Genomic DNA, 23,877 nt, shown 5'->3' with positions numbered 1-23,877 from the left:
TTTTCATGAAAAAAGAAGAGAAGAGAGTTTGCGTCTGTAACGGCGGGTTAAGTCAGTTTCTCCCCAGGCCTCAAAGAAATGTAGCAGATTTTGCTTCGCTTGTTCAGACGCTTCTTGATTTGACTTGTCTGCCATCATCGAAAGAAGGCTATCTGCAGCTTTTTCAGGTTCACCTGCGGCATTTAAAGCCTCTATAAAACGAAATTGAAGCGCTAAATTTTCAGGGGAAAGTTCTGCTTCTTTTTTTAATGTCTCAAGTTCAGAGAGGGCTTCACCTTTTTTTGCGGCAAATTCAATAGCGGCCATTGCTCCCTTGATTTCTGGATGTTCCCGTAATTTTTCTGGAATATCTGTCATCGCTTCCTGAGCCCCCTCAATTTCGTCCATTGCAATGAGGGCACGTAAAAGTCCGTTCCAAGCCTCAGGCGATTCATTGTTTTTTTCGATCATTTCACCGAAATAGGCACAGGCTTCTTCTGGTTTATTTTCTTCGAGGGATTTAAAACCTTTTTCTAAAAGATGCGCCGAGGGAAGAGCAATACCGACTTTTTTAAAGGCGTTTTCAATAAATTTATGCACAGAGTCAGCCGGTTGAAATCCTTGAAAAAGATCAATGATTTTTCCCTGAATGAAAAGAACCGTTATCGGTACGGTGTTAAGCGGAAGACCACTTTGAATAAGCTGTTGGCAAAGGGCGCGGTTTTGCAAGACATTGAGACGACCTAAGCGTACGGCACCGTCAAGATTCTGGATCGTTTTTTCTAAAATCGGCAAAAGCTTTTCAGAAATGGGGTCATTATCTGTGAAGAATTGCAAAAGAAAAGGTTTTTTAACGCTACCTTCTAAAGCCTCCTGCATGAAATTTTTTTCAGTAATTTCAAGATAAGCTGTTTCCGAGGTATTTTGGGAAAGGAGAAGAGAATCGTTCATAAAAGACATAATGTACCGTAGACCTGATAAATAGCGTATTTTCTATAAATCTGTGCATTCTAATCCGATTAAACAAGCAAGATAATAAAAGAAAATAAGAAAAATAACATTTTTCTGCTCTTAGGACTTGCCAGAAGAGGTGAAGAAGACGTATACGATACTCATCGTCTCTTAAAGAGCAATTCAAAGAGTGCGGGCGTAGCTCAGGGGTAGAGCACAACCTTGCCAAGGTTGGGGTCGAGGGTTCGAATCCCTTCGCCCGCTCCATATTTCCAAAAGAAGTATGGAGCTTTTTTCTTGTATCTTTATAGAAGTTCTTAAAGAGTGCGGGCGTAGCTCAGGGGTAGAGCACAACCTTGCCAAGGTTGGGGTCGAGGGTTCGAATCCCTTCGCCCGCTCCATATTTCCTTTGAAATATGGAGCTTTTTTTTGCCTATTTCCTATAAAAAATTTCCAATAGCAGTGGGCGGTAGCGCCGTGTGACAGGGTGTCGTTTTATAAAAACGGAGACCGAAATTTTTTCATGTAATCTTATTTTCTCTTCAGGTGACTATCTCAATAAAAAAAACGGGATATCAGAAATGATATCCCGTTTTTATCGTTAAGATTTTTAGCAGAAGCTAAAAAAATTTATTTATCGTTTGTTTCAACATTTGTTGTTGTAGAAACGATATTGCCGTTTTTATCTTTTGTTGTTGTGATGATGGTTTTTTTCAACAAAGTGGCATCGCTATTGTTGACAACAACTGTGCTGCGTTTGTGGCATTGGAAGACCATAGAATCTTGTACGTTGAAGCCCAAAGCAAACCAGTTTCTCCAGCCACCGAAAGAGGCGTTGGTGTTGGAAAGTAGGGTGTACCCGCCAGGGCATTCTTCGTTAGCGATACGCTGGCATTTATTGGCAGGGTGATCAAAACCACTGCATGTTACATCAAGAAGATCGTGACCTTCTGGTGTTTGAATATGTTCAACAGTGGTGCAGCCAACAAGGGTTGCCGCAGCGAAAAGAGAAAGCACAATTTTTTTCATACAGAGTAGGTCCTAGAAAGGTGTGTCCTGAAATTTTTCCAGAGGAAATATGACCTGCATAATGAGCGTTTATCCCCCAGACTATGGAAGAAGTTTAGAGATTTTTAGAGATCTTTTGTAGAATGAATCTTATATTCTTATCCGAGTGTGGATTTTAAGAAGCAGTAGGCTTCTTATCTTTTAGAAAGGTTTAAGATTTAGATGAAGCCGTGGTTAATATATGCTTTTTTATCAATGTTTTCGGCAGGGGCTGTTTCTGTCATTGCAAAATTAGGCCTAACGGGCATTTCCTCAGAAGTTGGCTTGACTGTCAGAACGCTTTTTGTCGGTTTTTTCGTTTTGATTTTTGCTGGTGTTTTTACGGCGGCGAAAGATTATGCCGCTTTGGTTTGGCAAAACTATCTTTGGCTCGGCATTTCTGGCTTTGCTACGGCTTTATCATGGATTTTTTATTATAAAGCTTTAAAAATAGGCAATGTGGCAGATATTGCTTTGATTGATAAAGGCAGTGTCGTTGTCGCAATGATTTTAGCCTGCCTCTTTCTGGGCGAGGCAATAAGTTGGCGTATGGCGATCGGGTGCGCTTTTATCGTTGCAGGACTTTTCGTGATCGCATGGCGTTAAAAAAGGTTTTAGGATGTCTGAAAATTTTGAGTTTTTAGCTTTTTCCTGTCCAAAAATTGCAAAATTAGGGACATTTGCCGAGCGTTATTTTTTGGACGATCCCAATACATGCATGATGAAGCTGCGTCAATTTGCGGAAAGTTTGACCAAAGAAATTGCCGTCAGAAATCAGATTGACCTTTATGGTGAGGATCAGCGGGAGCTTACACAAAAAGATCTGCTGGGTGTTTTGCAGGCAGAGGACATCCTGCCCGTAGAGGTGCTGGATGTTTTTCACGATATCCGAAAATTGGGAAATCGTGCGGTACATGCGGGCACTGGAAATAGAGAACAGGCGGAGAATTTGTTACGCAAAGGCTGGGCAGTGTCTGTTTGGTTTTTCACCACTTATATTGAAAAATCATTCCGTTATGAGGATTTTGTCCTCCCGACAGCAGAGACATTCTTAAAGCAGCCCCCTCTAGATCAGCAGGAAACAGAACAAGAAGTTGAACAGATTCTCAAAGACTTGCAGGCCGAAAATCAAGCCCTGAAAGAGCAGCTAAAAAAACAATCAGAATCTGAAAAGGCAGCGCAGCGACGCACTTGGAAAGCACTGGGCGAGGCTAAGGCTGCCGCCTTATTTCATCTGAGTGAGGCAGAAATACGTGAGATTATTGACCAGAAGCTAAGAGATCAGGGCTGGGAGGCAGATAGTAAAAATTTGCGTTTCGGGGCGGGCGTTTTTCCAGAAAAGGGGCGCAATCTGGCCATTGCGGAATGGCCTTGTGAAAAGAGAAAAAGTGCGGATTATGCCTTATTTATAGGCTTGGAACTGGTTGGGATTTTAGAAACGAAAAAATCTCAAATCGGGGTCATGGCTGTTTTGGAATCGCAGGCGACGCTTTATGCGGAAAATGTGCGTTTTGAAAGAGGTGCCCTTATGAGCGGGGAGATCGAAAATCCTGCCTATCGTGTGCCTTTTATTTTTGCCGCAAATGGCCGCCCTTTTAATAAAGAGGATGCAACTTCCAGCGGCATTTGGTTTCGGGATTTACGTAAAAATTGTAATGCTGCACGCCATATCCAAACTTTTCCAACACCAGAGGGGCTGGCAGAGGCTTTAAAACGTGATTGGCAAGCGGCGCAACGGAAACTCCGGGAGACAGCGCCGGAAAAACAGCTTCAGGATTTAGGGTTAAGGCAATATCAAATCAGAGCCATACGGGCCGTAGAACGTGAACTTGACCAGCCGAAAAGCCGTAATCTTTTACTGGCAATGGCGACCGGCACTGGGAAAACACGTTTAGCAATGGCGATGATTTACCGCTTTCTTGAGGTAAATCGTTTTCGCCGTATTTGTTTTGTCGTGGATCGGACAACTTTAGGGAAACAAGCCGGCGATCATTTTGGAAGTGATAAAATCCGTCTTTCCCAGTCGCTCGCAGATATTTTTCCGATGCGGCATCTGCATTCAAAAAAAGGAGAAAATTTAGGTTCTGAAATAAAAATAGATATTCGTACGATCCAAGGCCTTGCGGCGGAGATTCTTGGGGTAGAGGGTAAAAACGGGGAGGAAAAATCCTTAACGCCGCCTCCGGGCGATCAATATGACCTTATCATTGTTGATGAGGCCCACCGCGGCTATATTGAAGATCGGGAGATGGATGAGGGCGCAAAAAGTTTTCGTTCCGAGAAATATTACCTTTCCCGCTATCGTCAGGCTTTAGATCATTTTGATGCGGTAAAAATCGGCCTTACCGCAACACCGGCGCCGCATACGATTGAAATTTTTGGGCAGCCTGTCTTTACCTATACGTATCGGGAGGCTGTTTTGGATGGCTATTTAGCCGACCATGAGCCGCCCATCCAAATCGAAACAAAGCTTAGCCGAGAGGGGATATGTTTAGAGGGCGGTAGTGAGCAGAAAATTTTAGATCGCCGCACAGGGGAGATTATTACCTGCAATCTGCCGGATGAATTGAAATTTGATGTTTCAGATTTTAACAATCAGGTTGTTTCGGATTCAACGACCGAAGCGATTGCTAAAAAATTAGCCGACCTTATCCCCTTAGAGGGAACACAGGAAAAAACACTGATTTTTGCGGTGAACTGCAAACATGCCGATAAACTCGTTTATGCCTTGAGAAAAGCCTATCGGGATCTCGGGGATCAAATACAGGATAAAGATATTGTCCGTATCACAGGCGATATTTTCAATAATGAAAACCTCATTCGAGCGTTTCGCAATGATTCTGCCCCTAAGATTGCGGTAACGGTGGATTTGCTGACCACGGGGGTGGATATTCCAAAAATCACGTCATTGGTTTTTGTCCGCAGGGTGAATTCCCGTATTTTGTATGAGCAAATGATTGGTAGAGCGACACGTTTATGCACGCTTGAAAAAGAAGGATTTGAAAAACGTGCTTTTAAAATTTATGATGCGGTAAGACTTTATGAGGCCATGCAGGATGTCACTAATATGATCTCTGTGGCTAAAAATCCAAAATTGGATTTTACGCATCTTTTCAGTGAATTGGCTGTCGGTAAAAATGCGGTGAAAGAAAATCTTAACCCTTCAGAAAACCAGTTTATTTTAAAAGAAATTGCTTACAAACTTAAAAACCGTATCGGGAACACAGGTGAGAAGGCAGGGCAGGAATGGCAAAAGATTTTTGCGGAAAAAACCGGTGAAACACCGGAAAAATTTCTTGAATCCCTTGAGAAAGTGACAACGCTTTCGGTTGATATGGGCGATTCTTCAGAAGCGGAAGCGGTGAGAGAGGCCAGTGAAAAGATTGAAGAAGTTAAGGATAAAATAGTCTCTTTCGGGCCAGAATTTGCGTATTGGCTAGACCATGAATCTTCTGAAAAATCTTTAGAAGAGGGAAAACTCGGCCGCCGTCATGCTGTGGTTTCCACACTGGCGGATGATCCAGCGGAAATATTGGTCAGCACCGGTTACGGCAAGGGGCAGCAACCGGCGGATTATTTACAGAGTTTTCGGCAATATGTCTTAGAGAATCAAAATCATATTGCGGCCTTAAGCCTCATTGCGACACGTCCGGCAGAGCTGACACGTAAAGATTTAAAAGAACTGCAAAGAATTTTGGATAAAGAAGGTTTTACAGAGCTAAAACTCGAAACAGCCTATCGGGAAAGCACCAATGTCGAAATTGCAGCAAAACTGATTGGTTTTATCCGCCATGAGGCGATTGGAGAGCCTTTGATCCCTTATGAGGAACGGGTTAATCAGGCCCTGAGAAAAATCCAGCAACAGCGGAAATGGATCCCTCGACAGATACGCTGGCTGGAGCTTATTGCAAAGCGGGCAAAGCTGGAAATGATTGTCGATAAAGAGGCGCTGAATGAACCGCCTTTTGATCATTTAGGCGGCTTTAAAAGAATGAATGCGCAGTTAGAGGGCAATTTAGAAAATGTCCTCACCCTATTTAATGAATCCCTCTGGGATCAAAAAAATGAGACGGAAAAGGCAGGATGATAGAGAATCTGGATAAGGCACAGCGTAAAGTGGATGACATCGTGGCAAAGCTCTGGTCGTTATGCCATGTTCTACGGGGCGGCGGTGTTAATTATCATCAATATGTCACCGAATTAACTTATCTCCTTTTTTTGAAAATGCTGCAGGAAACAGGGAAAAATAGTCGCCTGCCATCCATTTATAATTGGGAGATACTTGTTCAAAAAACAGGGGTAGAACAGCTTAGCTATTATCGGAAAATGCTGTTAGATCTTGGCGATGACCAAATCACGGAGGATCGTGTCGTGCGGATGATTTTCGGCAATGCGGCGACGATGCTGAAAAAACCTGCCAATCTGGCAAGCCTCGTGGATAATATTGATAAATTAGATTGGTTCGAGGCTCGGGAACATGGTTTGGGCAATCTTTATGAAGGCTTGCTGGAGAAAAATGCCGGTGAGCGCAAAAGCGGCGCCGGCCAATATTTCACCCCCCGTCCCCTTGTGGAAATCATGGTACAGCTGATGCAGCCTGAAGCCGGCGAAATCATCCAAGATCCTGCGGCAGGCACAGGGGGATTTTTAACCTCCGCCCGAGCAAAAATTGATCCTTGGTCTCTCTCATCCGAAGCGGAAATGTTTCAAAGAAAGAAAGCTTTCACAGGGATTGAAATTGATTCCGAAGTACACAGACTTTGTCTGATGAATCTCTATCTGCACGATATTGAGGGCGATGGAATGGGGGCTGTGCGCCTCGGCGATACGCTTAGCCCGGATGGAGAAAGATTGCCCAAAGCGGACCTTGTCCTGACCAATCCGCCCTTTGGCAGTAAGAGTGACGGCCCGCCCCAACGGGAAGATTTCGTGATTACCAGTGGACAGGTGAACCGCCAGCTTTCTTTTGTTGAGCATATTGTCAGGGGCTTGAAACCCGGTGGACGTGCGGCGATTGTTTTGCCGGATGGCGTTTTATCGGGGGATAATTGCGGACGGCGATTGCGGGAATGGCTGATGGATTGCTGCGATTTACATACAATTTTGAAACTGCCGACAGGGATTTTCTATGCGCAGGGCGTGAAAACAAATGTGCTGTTTTTGACCAAAGGGCGACGGGAAACAGAGAATACCAAAGAAATTTGGATTTATGATTTGCGCAGCAACATGCCGTCTTTTGGAAAAACAACGCCTTTGACAGAGGCGCATTTTAAAGATTTTAAGCAGGCTTACGGGACAGATAAATACGGCAAATCGCTAAGAATAGACGAGGGGGAGACTGGCCGTTTCCGCTGTTTCAGCCGGGAAATGATTAAAGAGAGAAATGATAATCTCGATATTTCGTGGCTGAGGGATGAAAGCTTGGGCGAGGAAGATACCAGAGAACCCGAAGAAATCTTAGAAATCATCCAGCAGGAATTGCAGCAGGCCATGCTGGAAATAGACGCCATGCAGGGAGTAGAAGAAGCGTGAGCCGAAAGCCCCAAAAAACAAAGAAAGTCCTGCCGCCGATTAAAGAGGAAGAAATCCCATACACCCTGCCGGAAGGCTGGAAATGGGTGAGATTAATTGAAATTATTAGTGTCTTATCTCCACCGGAAAAAATACCAGCATCTAAATACAAGCAGGAAGGTCTTTATCCTATTATTGATCAGTCTCAAAAAGAGATTTCGGGCTATACCAACAATGAGAAAATACTTGTAATTCCAGAGAATGGAATTGTTGTTTTCGGTGACCATACGAGGGTTGTCAAATTACTTTATAAGCCTTTTGCACAGGGAGCTGATGGTATTAAGCTTTTAAAAACGCATAGTTGTGTTTTGCCTCAATATTTACAGTATTATCTTGAAACTAATCCTGTAAAGGATTTAGGCTATCGTCGTCATTTTCCATTATTAAAACAATGCTTATTTCCACTCCCACCACTTGAAGTGCAGAAAAAAATTGTGGTGATTTTAGAGGCACGCTTTGAAAAACTCGATAGCGCTAGGGCAGGTTTGGAAAAGATTTTGCCGGAAATCAAAGCCTTCCGCCAAGCTGTTTTACAGCGTGCCATGCAGGGTAAATTAGTACTTCAGGAAGCAAATGATGAGCCTGCCAGTCTTCTATTGGAGAAAATCAAAGCAGAACAAGCTGGCCAGAAAAAAAGAAAAATTCTTGCCCCGATTAAAGAGGAAGAAATCCCATACACCCTGCCGGAAGGCTGGAAATGGGTGAGATTAATTGAAATTATTAGTGTCTTATCTCCACCGGAAAAAATACCAGCATCTAAATACAAGCAGGAAGGTCTTTATCCTATTATTGATCAGTCTCAAAAAGAGATTTCGGGCTATACCAACAATGAGAAAATACTTGTAATTCCAGAGAATGGAATTGTTGTTTTCGGTGACCATACGAGGGTTGTCAAATTACTTTATAAGCCTTTTGCACAGGGAGCTGATGGTATTAAGCTTTTAAAAACGCATAGTTGTGTTTTGCCTCAATATTTACAGTATTATCTTGAAACTAATCCTGTAAAGGATTTAGGCTATCGTCGTCATTTTCCATTATTAAAACAATGCTTATTTCCACTCCCACCACTTGAAGTGCAGAAAAGGATTGTAGCGAAAATTGAGCATTCTTTTGCCTATGCGGAAAAGCTGGAAATACATATTCAGCAGGCGCTGGATAATCTTGCACCGTTAAAACAGGCTTGGCTCAAGGAGGCTTTTAGCGGAAAAATATTTTATTAAGCCTCTTTCTAAATTTCTTTAAAAGGCAACATTGATAGAGCCAAAGAACTCTCTTGGTGCTGCCCATGTGAGGTTAGGTGTTTTATCGCCGGTGACAGAGGTACCGAGGTTATTAATCTGTGTTGTATAATGCTGGCCGAAGAGGTTACTCACAGAGAAGGCTAGCTTGACTTGGTCCCGATGTCCTTGTGGCCCCAGTAAAAGAGAGCCTGTAAATTCAGAAGTCCAATAGCCTGGATTTTTGACATCGCCGGAATAGGTGACATTCGTGCGGCTATTATAATTGACATTCAGATCCCAAGCCAAGCGGCCATTCATATAATGGAGATTTGTCTTATACATATAGCGAGGGTAATTAACCTGCTGAACGCCTTGGAGGGAGATGCTTGTGCCATTGGCACCCGGCACAGAGCCTTCATAAACCGCATGGTTATAAGAAAAGCTGTTCATAAAATCCAATTTTCCTAGGGAATCCGGAATGCGGAGCATGTGGGAGAGGTGGGCGAGGCCGACCAAATCCATACCATCCATTTTTTCATTGCCAAGATCGGCCAAATACTGACTTTGTGTCGAGCTTGCCGCATTTCCGATCGTAACAGTGCCAAGACGGCCAATATAATCGGTATGGTAATAATCCAAGCCTAAGTCAAAAGCTTTAGCGCTATAGCGGTAGCCAACGACATAGTTCCAAGTGCGTTCGCCCCGGAGATTCTTTTTTTCCTGTTCAAAAGCTGCTTGCCCACTATTTGGATTTGAATCATTTCCGAGTTTATAGCTCCATGCCGCACCGCCGGCATCAATGGGGCGCATATTTTCGGCCACATCGAAATAAAATTCATGTTTTTTCAGGAACTTCCAGTCATAGTTAAAATGCGGCAGAAAGGCATTGGACTGTGTTAAACGGCCATAAGGGCCACGGTAAGAATAGCTTGCAGGTTGTCCATTTCCGCCAGGACTACCGGCCCCCCAAGACCAGAGCGTGTCATCGCTTGCTCTGTCATACCAGCCGCCATTTTCGGTTTGTACCAAAGATTTAAACCCATAGGTAAAAGTCATATCTCTGGCAATTTTAAAGCCGTCTTCGATATAAAATTGAAAGGTATTGGTGGTAAAGACTGAATTGCTGGCCAAGACGCCATTGGCATTGGTTAAGTCAAAATCATTATTGGTTTGATTGGCACCATTGAGCGGATAGAAAAATTTAGGGGCATGATAGCGGTTATTTTCATACCAGACACCGGTTCTAAGCGTATTGCGATGCCCTAAGAGAAAGGAAAAATTTTGTGTGGCACCGACACGTCTGCCTTTTGTATGCTCATCTGAAATCCCCATATTGGAGGCGCCACCCGGGGCATAGTCAGGGGTTTTGTAAAATCTTGAGGCGGTTCCGGAACGGCTGTCAGTAACCTGGCCATAAGCAACGGTGCTGGATTTGATAGACGGGCTAATTTGAAAATCTGCCTTTAACCCTTCCAAATAGACTCGTTGAACTTCTGTATTGCCGTAGACAAGATTGCAGAGATCGGTGCTGGCTTGTTTCTTGTTGCAAGCACCTGCTAGATTATTTGCCGCATTATAATCAGGGGCAAAATTATAATCCCCATAGCCTAATGTTTTTTTCATAGAGGCTGTGTTATCCGTTGCCCCATATTCAGGTTGGTCTGCCCAGTTTGAGGTGACGGTAATTTTTCCGAAATTTGAAAGCGGTTGAACAAATTTAAAATTAACAGATTCTTCTCTATTATAACCATATGGGCGCTTACCTGCGCCGCCATAAGGGGCCAGGAGATCCATCTCTTTCTGGCTTGCATAGCTGTTGGTCCAAAGATCCTGCGCATTTCTTAAAAAAGAAACAGCAAATTTTGTTCCTGTTTTATTCAGCTTTCCTGAATCGAGCTTGCCAAAGGTACGGTAACCGCTGAAACTGCCGAATTGCTGGCTAATATGAACCCCAAATTTATCATTGGGGTCTAAGGTCGTATAGGTAACCGTACCGCCCAAAGTCGTTGCGGAAGGTGTCGAAAGTCCGCCTGCACCTTGAGAGGCAGAGAGGGCGGCAATATTTTCCTGAATAATAATCTGATTGGCATCTGCGCCGGCTTTTCCACCATAGCCTTGGCTTCCTAAGGGAATACCATCCATCGTAAAGCCAAGCTGTGTCTGGTTATAGCCACGTAAATAGAATGTATTGGCAAAAGCATCCAAGCCGCTTGCATCTGAAGATTGGAAACTTGCGCCCGGTGTTGATGCGGCTAAAGCCTGCAAAGCATTTGTGCCTTCGGCAAAATGTTCTAAAGTTGCACGGCCGATAGTGGTTTCAGCATTCGTAGAAGCTGCAATATTTACTTTGTGACGGCGGTGTCCGATAGCACCTAAATGTTCGTGACCGGCATGTGCGCCCGCAGCTCTTCTCTTTTTGATACGGGGGGAGCGATCCGCAACAGGTATAAAGAATTTTTTATAGGTTGCGCCGTTGCGAGGATCAGATGGATCTAAAAGATCATTATCTGAGGGAATAGGGTCAGCGAAAGAGAGTGGGTGGGCAAAATAATGCTGGTAGCTCGGGCTGTTTTCAGGGTTGAATGTTTTTTCTGAATGATCATCTGCCCCAACGCCCTGCTGCTGAAAGGGGAGAGGAGCGATTGTTTGCGCTATCGATTGTTCTTTCTCTTTCGTCTCTTGCGCCCTTGATTCCTTTTGGGAAAAAAGAACAGCGCTCGCAATCAACAAAGATTTTAGAACAAATCGATTTTTTAGGGGGTTTAAGAGGGCGCAAAGCGGGCGGAAAAAGGGTTTTTGGTATTTTTGCGCCCTGATCCTCATTGTGAGTGGGCTACCTTAGAAAAAAGAGGGCGGAATAATTCTGCCATCTCTGTAAGGAAATAAAATTGTGCCGGAGGGCGCAAGTGATCAAAGGTGGCGAAACAGCTCAATGGTCAAATCCCAAAAAGTTACGACTTAATTGATGAGCCGAGATATAGAGGGAATTTATTTTAAGAGCAAGTGTGATTCTTGCATCGTCTCTTTTTCTCGTTTTAAAGTTAAAAATAGAGAGAGGCGGTGAGGTGCCAAGTTCTTGGTAAACCCAAAGCCGCAGAATTGCTAGCACCGCTACCGGGGCTGGCACTTGGTGTGAGCGAAGACCAATAATTTTCCTGTGTGACATTATCGACTTCAAAGCGAAAAGTAACATTTTTATCACAAACTTTCGTTGTAAAACGAGCACCTAAATCCAGTGTGACATATTGTGCTGCCCAACTCGTATCATAAACATTTGCCGCTCTTTGCCCGACATAGTGAATGTTACCGTTAAAGGCCATGCCATGTAAGATTTTAGGGTGGTAATCAAGAAGGAAATTAGAGGCCCATTCAGGGACACCAGCGATTTCCTTTCCTTCATAATTTGGTGCACTGGCATGTTCTAAAAAAGGGTGAAGCCATGTAACGCCGCCAAGAATAGAAATTTCTGGCGTGAGGCTCCCTGATGTTTGAAATTCAATACCGGAATCTCTTTGCAAACCATTATAGCCATAAATTTTGCTTATCGGATCTGTAAAAGCATAGGGACGTGTCATGGTGAAACCATCAAGGTTAAAATTGATACGGTTTCGATAGAGATATTTAATTCCACCCTCATATTGTTCTGAATGATAAATTGGGAGCGTTTCTCCCGCATTGAGAGAACCGGCGGAGGCTTGGCTGCCGGCACCAATGGATTTTCCCCAATTAAAGTAAGCGCTAAAAGATTTTGTCGGGTGAAAAGTTGCTGCAACAGAGGGTGAAAAATCGCCATAAGCATGAGATTGGGAAGTTATTTGATGCTGTTTGTTATAATTTTCGAGATTGATCCAACCCCATGAAAATTGTCCCATAACGGAAACATATTTTCCAAGATCCATGTAATCTCCAAAAAGAAAACTCTGCTGTTGGGTGGTGGATTGGTGGTAGCTTCCAGAAAATTTTGGCTGTGGACCTGGAACAATTTGTGGGTTCTCCAAGCTGGCCGTTCCAATATCAAAGGACTGAAATTGTGTAGGCGAATCCATATCCGCCGTATAGCCGTTGGTGCCGATATTGAGGTTGTGGCGGATAAAGCCTGTTCGTAATGTTGAATTTAAATAGGCTGTATTGCTCCAAATCGAAAATTCACGCCCAATCGGAATGGCAGTCACTGTTTGATTATAATCGCCTTGATTATTCAAAATGGTATTGGTGATCGAATGATTATAGCTTGGGGAGCTTTGATAAAGTCCGCCTAAAGTGAGATGTAGATTAGGGCTGAAATCATGTTTTAATTTCATCACCCCTAAGGCGGTAGAGGCATTTACACCCCCTTGGGATTGCCCGTAACCGGGAACAGCAGCGCTTGGAGCAGGGGGAAGGGCAATGTTGGCGCCATAGGCAAAAATCCCCGGAAGTCCAGAATAGGACATATTATACTGACTGCCATCCAGCTCTAATTTTGTATGTTTGGCAAGCTGGATATCAATATCGCCGCTATAGGCGTTACGCCATTGATTGGAACCTTTGACATACATCTGGCCTGTTTGATTCATGTAGTTAAAGCGGATTTTGATAGGTCCTTTACCCAAGGAAGTATCAAGAGATTCCAAAGGGGAGGCATTTGAATCATAACCAAAATTAAAATTGAAAAAGGGTTTATCGGTTGGGCGCTTTAAGGCGACTTCAACCATTCCTGCAGGACTTTCAGGTCCGTAAATAGCTCCAGATATGCCGTTCAAAACGGTTAAACTATCGACTTCTTCTGTTGCTAAGGGCGTCGAAAAGCTAGCATTAAGCCCATCAATACGGGAGTTAGAAAATTTATCAGCGGTAAAGCCACGATTTACAATGCCTGTAAAAACAGGGTTGTCGCCTCTGGCCTGAACTTGAACCGAGGGCATAAAACCGACCATTTGGTCGACAGTTCTTAGCTGTTGGTTTTCAACGACATCATGGCTTGTTTGCATGACGGAAAAGGGGGCTTTTTGGAGATCTAAATCTCCTAAGGGGCCAAAATTGGCCTTTTTATTAAGATAGTCGGCCTTGATGCCCGATATTTGTTCTGCTGGGGTGGGTGCAGGGGATTTTATAACACCTTTCACGTGGAGACGCTCAGCGGCGGTTGCCTTATAAGAAAAGGAACCGGCCGTGAGCATTAAAAATAGAAAGGTAAGGAATTTCCCCTTGCACGGGGTAGAAGAGAGATCGCAGTCAAAAAAAGTTAGAGAAGGAACCTTTCGGATAGATTCTTTTTAAAGAGGGACTATTCGGTTTCTATATCATTCTTTTTACGGGTGTGAAGATGAAATTTTTTCTCAAGTTTGAGTATTGTTTCTCTATCTTTCTTTTCAGCCTCTTCATAGGCAGCCTGACGTTCCTGTTTGGCAATATCATCCATCTCCCGAAGTTGACGGGGAGAAAGTTTAATGGAGGAGGGGACAGGGGGTTCACCTACGGAAACGCCGTCTGTGTGCTCTCTCACTTCTGGAGGCGCCGCCCATGCTCGCCAGAGACTGGTCATGCAGACCATGATGGCAGGGCCTAAGAAAAGACCCAGTAGTCCCATCAATTCAATGCCGCCCAAAATACCGAACAAAACCCAAAGGAAAGGAAGATTTGTCCGGCCACCGATCATCGCAGGACGCACAAACTGATCTGCAATGGATTGAATAATATAGCCGATGATAAAGCAGGCGATGGCCCAAGCAACGGATTTAAAGGCAATGACAAGGCAGCAGAGCAAGAGAACAAAAGTTCCCACAAAAGGAATCATAGAGCTAATGCCCGTGACCAATCCCATGAGAAGGGCTTGTGGCGCCTGTGCTAGAATGTAGATAATGCCGATTAAGACGCCCTCTCCGATCCCAACCAGCACCAACCCTGTGAGGGTGCCGTAAACAGAGGCAACGATTTGCTGTGCTAAAGCTTCGCCTTGCGCACCAAAAAAACGGATACTGACGCGATTGACCTGTATGATAAGGACATTGCTATATTTTAAAATGCAAAAAACGGCAGTGAGGGCAAAAGTAAACTGAACGGTGATGTCCATAACGGCTAAACTGAGATTTTTTGTCAGGTTTGCCGCCGGTGTTACGTCAATGGATTGCGCAAGATGTTTGATTCCTTCCGCAGAAGAAAGGTTTTTATCCCACCAATTGCTGATAAAGGGAAATTTCTCAAACCATTTTGGCAGCGGAAGTCCCGTATGAATCATTGACATAAAAGAAGGGACGGCATCAATTGCCTGAATGCTGGCCTCATAGGTGAAGTAGCAGATAGGGGCAATGGCGAGCAGGCTGATAAGCGTCACGGCCAATGTTGGGAGGATTAGCGGACGCCAGTGCTTGCTATTAGGAAAGAAACCTTCCGCACGGTAATAAAGCGGCCAAGAGCAAATGGAAATAATCACAGCCCAGCCAAGTGCTGGCAGGAAAGGGAGTAAAAGCAACGTACTCGCCGTGATAATGCAAATCGCTAAGAAAAACCTGGCATATTTCTGGAGTTCTTTGTTCGAGAGAACATTTAAATAGGGCATAACGATGAAAACTTTACCAACAAAAAGCACGTAGCTTTTAAAAAACGAAAAGAAAAAGCTGGAAAATAGCGTTATCTTCCAGCTTTATTGAGGGGACAAGTTTTATTATTTTTGAGCCTGTTGGACGGAATCTTTAATGATTTCGAGCGCTTCGTTTTCATCACCCCAATCGGTTACTTTTACCCATTTGTTTGGCTCAAGATCTTTATAATGTTCAAAAAAATGTTTGATATTATCAAGCGTAATTTTTGGAAGGTCTGAAACATGCTTGATATGGGCAAGGCCCGGATGAATTTTATCGGAAGGAACGCAGATGATTTTTTCATCTTGTCCGGATTCATCTTCCATTTTAAGAACGCCAACCGCACGGACACGAATAACGGCGCCGGGAACGATCGCTTCAGGAGCTAAAACCAAAGCATCCGCAGGATCGCCATCAGCTGCGAGCGTATTTGGAATAAATCCATAAGAGGCGGGATAGGCCATCGGGGTAAAGAGGAAACGGTCTACCATGATGGCGCCGCTGTCTTTATCAAGCTCATATTTAATTCTGGAATTTTCAGGAATTTCAATAACAACATGGATGTCATTGGAATTAGGGATAAAAGCAGGAATCTTAGAGACGTCCATTGTTCTGACTTGTCCTTTAAAAGAATATTCAAAATGTTTTAATGCTGTTTAAAAAGGAAAATATCAGGCAGAAGGCATCCCCCTGCATCCGTAAAATATTACCTTTTATGTATTTATGCGTTTACTCAGCCTCGTTCCTTTATACAAAATCTCTTTTTGAAAAACTAGTTTTTCAAAAATTTTACAAAAGAAATGTGATTATTTTGTAAAAAAGGCTTGAAAAAAAAGAATGAATGAGAGAAATTCACGCTCAGCGCCCTATGCGCCTGTAGCTCAACTGGTTAGAGCCGTCCGCTCATAACGGATTGGTTGCGGGTTCGAGTCCTGCCGGGCGCAGGGCGTTTTGCATTTATGATTTACGGCAAATTTATAATTTCCAATTTTGATAGAAAGGGGTCACATGGCTGCCCATCAATATGTCTATGTGATGAAAGATCTCACAAAAGCTTTTCCTGGCGGACGGGAGCTTTTTAAAGGGATTACCCTTTCCTTTATGCCGGGTGCTAAGATCGGTATCTTGGGGGTCAACGGTGCCGGTAAATCGACACTACTTAAAATCATTGCTGGAAAAGATAAAGAATTTGGCGGTGAAGCGTGGGCGGCAGATGGCATTCGTGTTGGTTATCTAGAGCAAGAGCCAAAGTTAGATGAGAATTTAACAGTTGGTGAGAATGCCGCACAGGGATTTGGTGAAATCCGCAAAAATGTTGAGCGTTTCAATGAGATTTCCGCCCGCTTTGCGGAGCCGATGAGTGATGAGGAAATGAATGATTTGCTTGCGGAGCAGGCAGATCTTCAGGAAAAGATTGATGCGGGGGACGGCTGGGAGCTTGACCGTAAGCTTGATATTGCGCTCGATGCCTTGCGTTGTCCTTCTTCGGATTCTTCTGTGAAACATCTCTCAGGCGGAGAAAAGCGCCGTGTGGCTTTGTGCCGTTTGCTTTTGGAAAAGCCTGAAATTCTCCTTCTTGATGAGCCAACAAACCATTTAGATGCAGAAAGCGTTGCTTGGTTAGAACGCACATTGCGGGAGTATCAAGGGACTGTCATGGTCATTACCCATGATCGTTATTTTCTTGATAATGTGACCAATTGGATTTTGGAAGTTGAACGCGGACGTGGCATTCCTTTTGAGGGAAATTATTCCTCTTGGCTGGAACAAAAACAAAAACGTCTTGCTCAGGAAGAAAAAGAAGAAAGTTCCCGTCAGCGTGCCTTGGCGGCAGAGCAGGAGTGGATACGTTCTTCTCCAAAAGCACGTCAGGCCAAAAGCAAAGCACGTATTCAGCGCTATGAGGAATTGTTGGCAGATGGCGGTGATCGGGGAAATGGTTCTGCGGATATTGTGATTGCGCCTGGACCACGCTTGGGAGGAACGGTTATTGAGGCCGATAAGCTTTCAAAAGGTTTTGGGGATCGTCTGCTTATCAATGATTTGAGCTTTAAGCTTCCACCAGGTGGCATTGTCGGGGTTATTGGGGCAAATGGTGCAGGTAAGTCCACGCTCTTTAAAATGATGACAGGTTTAGAAACACCGGATTCAGGTTCCTTAACTCTGGGGGAGACGGTAAAACTAGGATATGTCGATCAGTCTCGTTTTGCCTTGGATGATGAAAAAACGGTTTGGGAAGAAATTTCCGGCGGAACAGATGTTATTCATCTTGGTAAGCGTACCGTCCCTTCACGTGCTTATGTCGGCGCTTTTAATTTTAAAGGATCAGATCAGCAGAAGAAGGTCGGTATTCTTTCCGGTGGAGAGCGTAACCGTGTCCATTTAGCTAAGATGCTCCGGAAAGAACATAATGTTCTTTTATTGGATGAACCGACCAATGATCTTGATGTTGATACTTTGAGAGCGTTGGAAACAGCTTTGGAAACTTTTGCAGGATGTGCTGTGGTGATTACCCATGATCGCTGGTTCCTGGATCGCTTAGCGACACATATCCTAGCCTTCGAAGGGGATTCGCATGTTGAGTGGTTCGAGGGGAATTTCCAAGCTTATGAAGAGGATAAAACACGTCGCTTAGGGGCAGATTCAGTTAAGCCGGGTCGCTTACGCTACCGTCCTGTGGTTCGGTAATTTTTAAGGCGTAGTGCTTTATGAAACAGTCAGAATCTTTTCGGATTTTGACGCCGCATTTATTACTAACACCTGTTTCACGTGATGATTTTGAGGATTTGGCCAAGTTTAAGGCAGATCCTCAAAGTTTCTCCCATATGTTGGGGGGAATTCGGACACCCCAACAGACCCAAAAAGAGCTGGAAAAAGATCTGAGTTTCTGGCAGGAAAATGCTCTGGGGATGTTCACATTGCGTTTGCGAGGGATGGATGTTGCTAAAAAAGCGGCGTTCGTCGGAATCTCGGGGGTGCATCAGCGTCCGGATTGGTCTGGCTTTGCGCTTCGTTTTGCAATATCACCATCTTTTCGGGGGAAGGGAATGGGGAGAGAGGCCGTCTTATCTACATTAGATTTTATTTTTAAAGCGGGTTTACCCTCTATTATTGCCTTGGTCAGAGAGGATAATTTGCCTTCTCGTCGTATCTTGAGCAGTGTCGGAATGTCGCCCTGCGGTATTTTCATCCGAAAGCAGGTACCTATGTGGATTTATGAGGCAAAAGCGCCTTTAGACATTTCCTCCCTAAAATAAGGTCACATCTGACGGATGAATCTTGCGCAACGAAACGAAAAAACAACGATTTTTATTGATGGGGCTGCTGGCACCACGGGCTTGTCTTTGCAAAAGCGCCTTGAGAATGTAAAAATTCAGCAATATTTTACCCTTCTGCATCTTCCTGAAAAATACCGTAAAGAAGAATCCTTACGTCAGGAAATGATGGAAAAAGCGGATATTACCGTTTTATGTTTGCCGGATTCCGTTGCGCGCCAAGCTGTTTCCTTGGCCGAAAAAACAGCAACAAGAATTTTAGACGCAAGCTCTGCCCATCGTGTTTCAGAGGGGTGGATTTATGGTTTCCCTGAGTTACAAAGAGGGCACGCAAAGAAAATTGCTTATGCCCATAGGGTGAGCAATCCCGGCTGTTATGCAACAGGCGCAATTGCTATTTTAAGACCGTTGATAGAAGCAGGAGTCATCCCTGAAAACTACCCTCTCTCTCTTCACGGCGTTTCGGGCTATAGCGGTGGCGGAAAGGGGATGATTTCCACATGGGAAAGTGGCAATGCGCCCGCTTTTGAATTATATGCGCTCAACCAAGAGCATAAGCATTTACCTGAAATTAAGAAATACGCCTCCCTTGAGAGAGAGCCGCTTTTTATACCGTCAGTTGGAAATTTTTTGCAGGGGATGATTGTTTTTTGTCCGCTGCAAAATGATTTTTTGAATCGGCAGCTTTCTTTAGCGGAAATCAGAATGCTTTTTATAAAATATTATGCTGATTTTATAGAAGAAGAGGGAAGGGGGATAAGGGTTCTCGATGGTAAGGCGCTCCTCTCAGAAGAGCGCCTCGCTCCTGAAGAAATGGCAGGACGAGATGATCTGCTCATTCGAATACATGGGACGCAAAAAGGACGTACCTTGATTAGTGCGCATTTTGATAATTTAGGGAAGGGAGCCGCCGGTGGGGCGCTGACTAATCTTTTACTGATGCATAAAGGTCGCTTAGGACTGATTTAATTCAAATTTTTCTCCTGTTCTCTTGTTTATCCGTTTTTTCGGATTTAATACGTATTTGAAATATGCATTTTTAACTCTCCGAACGAAGGGAGGTCTTCGTGTCCTATTCATCCGTGGATGCGTCAAAGCTTATGGAAAGAGATCAAGATCCTGATCGACTTTCTCCGTGGTGGCGGCGCGCTCTCATTTTTACTGTTGTGATCGCATCCATTGCGCTTATTTATATTACAGCACATACGCCTCAAATTTCTCCGCCAATTCCTGATAAAATTGTTAATATTGCAGATGGTTCTGTCATTGCGACAAAGGAAGATATCCAAGAAGGGCAGAATGTTTTTCAACGTTACGGCCTGATGGATAATGGGAGTCTTTGGGGGCATGGCGCTTATTTAGGGCCAGATTTTGGTGCAGCAGCATTGCACCGTGAAGCGCTTATTTTGCATGAAGATCAGGCGCAGGCAAAATATCAGACAAGTTATAAAAAGCTGAATGAAGGCGAAAAAGCGGCAATTAATGCAGAGGTTGCAACTGTTTTAAAGCGGAATGAATATGATCCGAAAACAGGAACGCTGCGTTTAAATGCTTCTGAAGCGCAAGCATGGAAAACATCGCCTGCTTATTGGGCTGAATATGTGAAAAATCCGGCACATGACGGTGGGTTGAAACCAAACCTCATCACAGATGCGACACAGTTGCGTCAAATGGCTGCGTATTTTGACTGGGCGGCTTGGGCCTCCATTGCGAAACGTCCAGGAACGGATCATTCTTATACCAATAATTTTCCTTACGATCCGGATGCTGGAAATATTCCAATGCCGGGGGCAGTGTTATGGAGTGTTTTAAGTGCGCTGACCCTTTTAGCAGGGATTGGTGGCGCTGTTGCTATTCGTGACCGTTATCCAAGTGCAGGTTGGGTGAGTCAGTTAAAAGAGCAGCTTCCCTCACGTTTAAAACCGGGAACAGCAACACAGGCACAGCGTGCCTTGGGTAAATATATGCTCGTTGCCGTAACCCTGTTTTTCCTACAGACATTGATGGGCGGAGCAATTGCACATTATCGTGCCGATCCCAGCAGTTTCTATGGTCTTCCTCTTTACGATTGGTTTCCCTCTAACCTCTTACGTGCGTGGCATTTGCAGTGCGCCGTTTTCTGGGTGGCAACGGCTTATGTTGCCGGCAGTCTTTATATGGCTATCGGCCTTCGTCCAGAGGGGGATAAGCTTGCGCATTCCAACCTTTTAAAATGGATGATTAATGGCTTATTTGCTGCCTTTATCGTTGTTGTTGCAGGTTCCTTTCTTGGTATTTGGGCAGGTTTTTTACAGCTAACCGGTGATTTTTGGGAATGGTTTGGGGCAACAGGTTGGGAATGGCTGGAACAAGGTAAGTTTTGGCATTTTCTTCTTGCGATCGGTCTTTTTGGCTGGTTTGCCTTGTTGTTCTGGCTTGGCCGTGCAAGCAAAAATGAGAATAAAGCGGATAGAGCGCTTATTCGGGTTTTCTGGTTAGCGACTTTGGCAGTACCTTTGTTTTATGTGCCGGTACTCTTTATTGGTCATAAAACGAATTATTCGATGGTGGAAATTTGGCGTTTTTGGCTCATTCATTTATGGGTTGAGGCTTATCTGGAGTTTTTTGCGACCACTTTGGTCGGCGTCATGTTTTATATGCTCGGGATTGTTCGGGTTAAAACCGTTCTACGCACTGTATATTTTGATGGTATTCTCTTCTTTATGGGCGGTGTTTTGGGAACGTGCCATCACTGGTATTTCACAGGACAAAGTCAAATTATGTTTGCCTTTGGAGCACTTTTTTCCGCAATGGAAGTTGTGCCACTGACATTGATGTGTGCTGAAGCATGGGATTTCTTCTCTGCGACAAAACGTGACACAGATGGCGGTTCCTCCGTGGTGCATAAATATGCCTTTTATTATCTTGTGGCCTGTGGTTTCTGGAACTTTGTCGGTGCTGGTATTTGTGGCTTTTTCATCAATATGCCAATTATGAGCTATTATGAAGTCGGGACAATGCTGACAGCAAACCACGGCCATGCGGCCTTTATGGGTGTGTTTGGCATGTTAGCCTTAGCGATGGTTGTGTTGGTGCTTCAGAATCTCGCAACGCCAGAGCAGTGGCAGAAAATGGAAAAATGGGTCAAAGTTTCTTTGATTGGAACAAATCTCGGACTGGCCTTGATGTGTGTCACGAGCCTATTTCCGGGAGGCCTTTTTCAACTCTGGGATGTTATGACGAATGGTTATTGGCATGCACGGAGTGAGGCTTATATCCATAGCCATTTAGCAGAAACGATTGAGTGGAGTCGCATCTTTGGAGATCTTATCTTCATTCTTTTTGGGTCTCTTCCTGCTTTTGTTTTCGCATTTAAAGGCTGGATAGGTCTTTTTTCACAGGAATCGAAAAAGCTTTATTAATAAAGAGAATTGTTTCACAGAAAAAGGAGAGGTTTTTACCTCTCCTTTTTTATTTTTGAATAATTCTTATAAAAGGGCTTTTCTGAAAGAAAGAAATCGGTTAAACAGAGTCATGTTTTGTGCGAGAGTGGCGGAACGGTAGACGCAGTCGACTCAAAATCGACCGTCCCAAAAGGACGTGGGGGTTCAAATCCCCCCTTTCGCACCATTTTTTTAAAGATAGATTACTCACTATTTTAGTGTCGGCAAAGGAAGAACGAGATGATAAATGCTCCAAAATGTCCCTTTGCGGGGATTATTGAAAAAATAAAGTCGTTTTTAAAAGGCGCAAAGAAGTAGTTTTTCTATTTTCTGGGTGCGCTTTTTTCGGTTATCGTCCTTTTTAGGGCGATATTTTTGTGTTGGCATAAGTAAATTTCGCAGCTGTTCCTTTCTATTCTAATAGAAGGGAATTTTTGTTTTTACGTTCTTTGAATGGTTAAAGATCAAAGGGAATGTTGAGATTTCGGCTTCATGTTTAATACCCTGAGTATAAAAAGAATTTTTTCGCTTCTTTTTGCAGCCCTTTGCGTATTCTTCGTTGAGAGAGGGGTTGCTTTTGCGCAACTTGACCATGTGGCTAAAATTCAGGCGCAAACACATGAATTGCACCTTGCTATCCCAGAACCAGACACCCCGATAAGCAACTCTTATGCTTATATGCGCAGAGAATCTTTTGTTAGAAACGCCCAACCTAATACGCAACAAATACCATTTAATACATATCCTGCCGCCCCTAAAGTCGGTAAATCTTCTTATATTATTTCTTTAAATTCGCCGGTGCATGATTCAAGCGCTGGCATCCCTTATGAAAAGCCCGCTTATGATTATGAACGTTTTGCCGGCAGTATGGGACTATCCACGGCTACTCAAAATAAGTGGTCAAATAAAAAAGGCTGGTTAAACCAGACACTTTATTCCTTAGATAAATTTTTCAATCAGCCCGTGCCAGAGCAATGGTCGGGGGGGACTTTGTATGAGCTATTTCCCCCTGGAGAAAATCCTGGAGAGTGGACGATTGAGCCTTATTTTATTGCAACTGTTCCTAATGGCCAATTTGATAATCTTGGACGGCGTGTGCCGGATGATCCGCCGGGTTATTCTTTTGCCCAGCAATGGTATTTGCAATATGCCGTCACGAAACGTTTGAGTGTTTATGCTAATCCTGGTTATAGCTATAGCTGGGGAGGGGGGGATCGCTCTGGTTCTGTTGAGGCGCAAGATCTTCCGTTTGATCTTTTTTACCGTATGACACCGGATCATTCTTATCCTTTGGTCACGGCTTATCTCGGCGGGCAGGCACCCACCGGCCCTTATGATAATCTCCAAAATTCCAACAATGGCACAGGTACAGGGGCTTGGTCTTTTAATTTTGGGGTAAGTGCGATGGCAAGTTTTCCTTTTTTTGGTCATGCTTTGATTACAGATTTATGGGCACAAGCCAATCAAACAACAGGAGATGTTCGTGTTAAAGGCATGTCAACCTATGGGACAGATCAGGATTTTAACGGATGGGCCATTCCAAGCCAGTTTGGAAGTGCGGGAGCCGGTTTTGAATTTGGTGTGACCAAGAAATTTATGTTGGATTTGGAATTAATTGGCTACTGGAATGCGCCGGTAAATATGAAGGGTTGGGAAGCTGGGCAATGGCAAGAATATCAAGAGTCAGATTGGACAGATGTTTTTGATGTTGGGCCAGGAATGGAATATAGTTTTAACGAACATTTTAGCTTGGTTGCTGAAGTTATTATTCCTCTCGCTGGGGTCAATACAACGGCATCTTTATCACCATCAGCAGCGATTGTTTGTTCTTATTAAAAACAATTGCTAATCA

The 23,877-nt window shown here is 43.9% G+C and carries 15 protein-coding genes and 4 tRNA genes; 13 read left to right on the top strand and 6 right to left on the bottom strand.

Translation table 11 applies throughout. The annotated features are described in order from the left end of the window. Nucleotides 1-3 precede the first annotated feature (3 nt). Nucleotides 4-939: a tetratricopeptide repeat protein gene (locus FAI41_01855; GenBank protein ID QCE32422.1), complete on the bottom strand. Its 936-nt coding sequence runs from the start codon at nt 937-939 to the stop codon at nt 4-6. 183 nt (nt 940-1,122) lie between these two features. Between FAI41_01855 and FAI41_01850 the strand changes: the two genes are divergently transcribed. Continuing rightward, nucleotides 1,123-1,197 (top strand) — tRNA-Gly (locus tag FAI41_01850). A 59-nt stretch (nt 1,198-1,256) separates the two neighbouring features. Then, a tRNA-Gly gene (locus FAI41_01845) sits at nt 1,257-1,331 on the top strand. Nucleotides 1,332-1,560: 229 nt separating this feature from the next. On the opposite strand, the gene FAI41_01840 is transcribed toward FAI41_01845, so the two are convergent. Beyond that, nucleotides 1,561-1,959 (bottom strand): hypothetical protein, encoded by a 399-nt coding sequence (locus tag FAI41_01840; protein QCE32421.1) that lies wholly within the window; start codon nt 1,957-1,959, stop codon nt 1,561-1,563. 201 nt (nt 1,960-2,160) lie between these two features. Between FAI41_01840 and FAI41_01835 the strand changes: the two genes are divergently transcribed. Genes FAI41_01835 through FAI41_01820 form a run of 4 tightly spaced genes read left to right on the top strand, consistent with a single transcriptional unit; the run spans nt 2,161 to nt 8,768 of the window. After that, nucleotides 2,161-2,583 carry an EamA family transporter gene (locus tag FAI41_01835; GenBank protein QCE32420.1) on the top strand — a complete coding sequence of 141 codons (423 nt, stop codon included), beginning with the start codon at nt 2,161-2,163 and terminating at the stop codon, nt 2,581-2,583. A gap of 13 nt (nt 2,584-2,596) precedes the next feature. Continuing rightward, nucleotides 2,597-6,064: a type I restriction-modification system endonuclease gene (gene hsdR, locus FAI41_01830; GenBank protein QCE32419.1), complete on the top strand. Its 3,468-nt coding sequence runs from the start codon at nt 2,597-2,599 to the stop codon at nt 6,062-6,064. Then, nucleotides 6,061-7,509, top strand: coding sequence for an SAM-dependent methyltransferase (locus tag FAI41_01825; GenBank protein ID QCE32418.1), 1,449 nt, complete (start codon nt 6,061-6,063; stop codon nt 7,507-7,509). Before hsdR ends, FAI41_01825 begins: the two co-directional genes overlap by 4 nt. Beyond that, a complete protein-coding gene (locus tag FAI41_01820) occupies nt 7,506-8,768 on the top strand; it encodes a hypothetical protein (GenBank protein ID QCE32417.1) in 1,263 nt (420 codons plus the stop codon). Before FAI41_01825 ends, FAI41_01820 begins: the two co-directional genes overlap by 4 nt. 18 nt (nt 8,769-8,786) lie before the next feature. On the opposite strand, the gene FAI41_01815 is transcribed toward FAI41_01820, so the two are convergent. From FAI41_01815 to FAI41_01800, 4 genes are all read right to left on the bottom strand, one after another. Then, nucleotides 8,787-11,591 (bottom strand): TonB-dependent receptor, encoded by a 2,805-nt coding sequence (locus FAI41_01815; protein QCE32416.1) that lies wholly within the window; start codon nt 11,589-11,591, stop codon nt 8,787-8,789. A gap of 218 nt (nt 11,592-11,809) precedes the next feature. Continuing rightward, the gene (locus FAI41_01810; GenBank protein ID QCE32415.1) at nt 11,810-13,927 is read right to left on the bottom strand and encodes a TonB-dependent siderophore receptor; all 2,118 of its coding nucleotides are present in this window, start codon (nt 13,925-13,927) and stop codon (nt 11,810-11,812) included. Nucleotides 13,928-14,034: 107 nt separating this feature from the next. After that, complete coding sequence (locus FAI41_01805; GenBank protein ID QCE32414.1) at nt 14,035-15,306, bottom strand: AI-2E family transporter; 1,272 nt, start codon at nt 15,304-15,306, stop codon at nt 14,035-14,037. A gap of 105 nt (nt 15,307-15,411) precedes the next feature. After that, nucleotides 15,412-15,936: an inorganic diphosphatase gene (locus FAI41_01800; GenBank protein ID QCE32413.1), complete on the bottom strand. Its 525-nt coding sequence runs from the start codon at nt 15,934-15,936 to the stop codon at nt 15,412-15,414. 262 nt (nt 15,937-16,198) lie between these two features. On the opposite strand from FAI41_01800, the gene FAI41_01795 reads away from it, so the two are divergent. From FAI41_01795 to FAI41_01765, 7 genes are all read left to right on the top strand, one after another. Then, nucleotides 16,199-16,272: transfer RNA gene (locus tag FAI41_01795), tRNA-Met, on the top strand. A gap of 64 nt (nt 16,273-16,336) precedes the next feature. Next, nucleotides 16,337-18,016, top strand: a complete 1,680-nt coding sequence (ettA, locus tag FAI41_01790; protein ID QCE32412.1) for an energy-dependent translational throttle protein EttA — start codon at nt 16,337-16,339, stop codon at nt 18,014-18,016. A 20-nt stretch (nt 18,017-18,036) separates the two neighbouring features. After that, nucleotides 18,037-18,585, top strand: coding sequence for a GNAT family N-acetyltransferase (locus FAI41_01785; GenBank protein QCE32411.1), 549 nt, complete (start codon nt 18,037-18,039; stop codon nt 18,583-18,585). 15 nt (nt 18,586-18,600) lie between these two features. Further along, the gene (gene argC, locus FAI41_01780) at nt 18,601-19,572 is read left to right on the top strand and encodes an N-acetyl-gamma-glutamyl-phosphate reductase (GenBank protein ID QCE32410.1); all 972 of its coding nucleotides are present in this window, start codon (nt 18,601-18,603) and stop codon (nt 19,570-19,572) included. Nucleotides 19,573-19,703: 131 nt separating this feature from the next. Then, nucleotides 19,704-22,004 (top strand): nitric-oxide reductase large subunit, encoded by a 2,301-nt coding sequence (locus FAI41_01775; GenBank protein ID QCE33762.1) that lies wholly within the window; start codon nt 19,704-19,706, stop codon nt 22,002-22,004. A gap of 121 nt (nt 22,005-22,125) precedes the next feature. After that, a tRNA-Leu gene (locus tag FAI41_01770) sits at nt 22,126-22,212 on the top strand. Nucleotides 22,213-22,517: 305 nt separating this feature from the next. Further along, on the top strand, nt 22,518-23,861 hold the full coding sequence (locus FAI41_01765; protein QCE32409.1) for a hypothetical protein: 1,344 nt from the start codon (nt 22,518-22,520) through the stop codon (nt 23,859-23,861). The last annotated feature ends 16 nt before the right edge of the window (nt 23,862-23,877 follow it).

This window comes from Acetobacteraceae bacterium, from assembly GCA_004843165.1.
Classification (GTDB): Bacteria; Pseudomonadota; Alphaproteobacteria; order Acetobacterales; family Acetobacteraceae.
The sequence above is the reverse complement of the archived record's forward strand: the minus strand, read 5'-3'. Positions and strand labels throughout refer to the sequence as shown.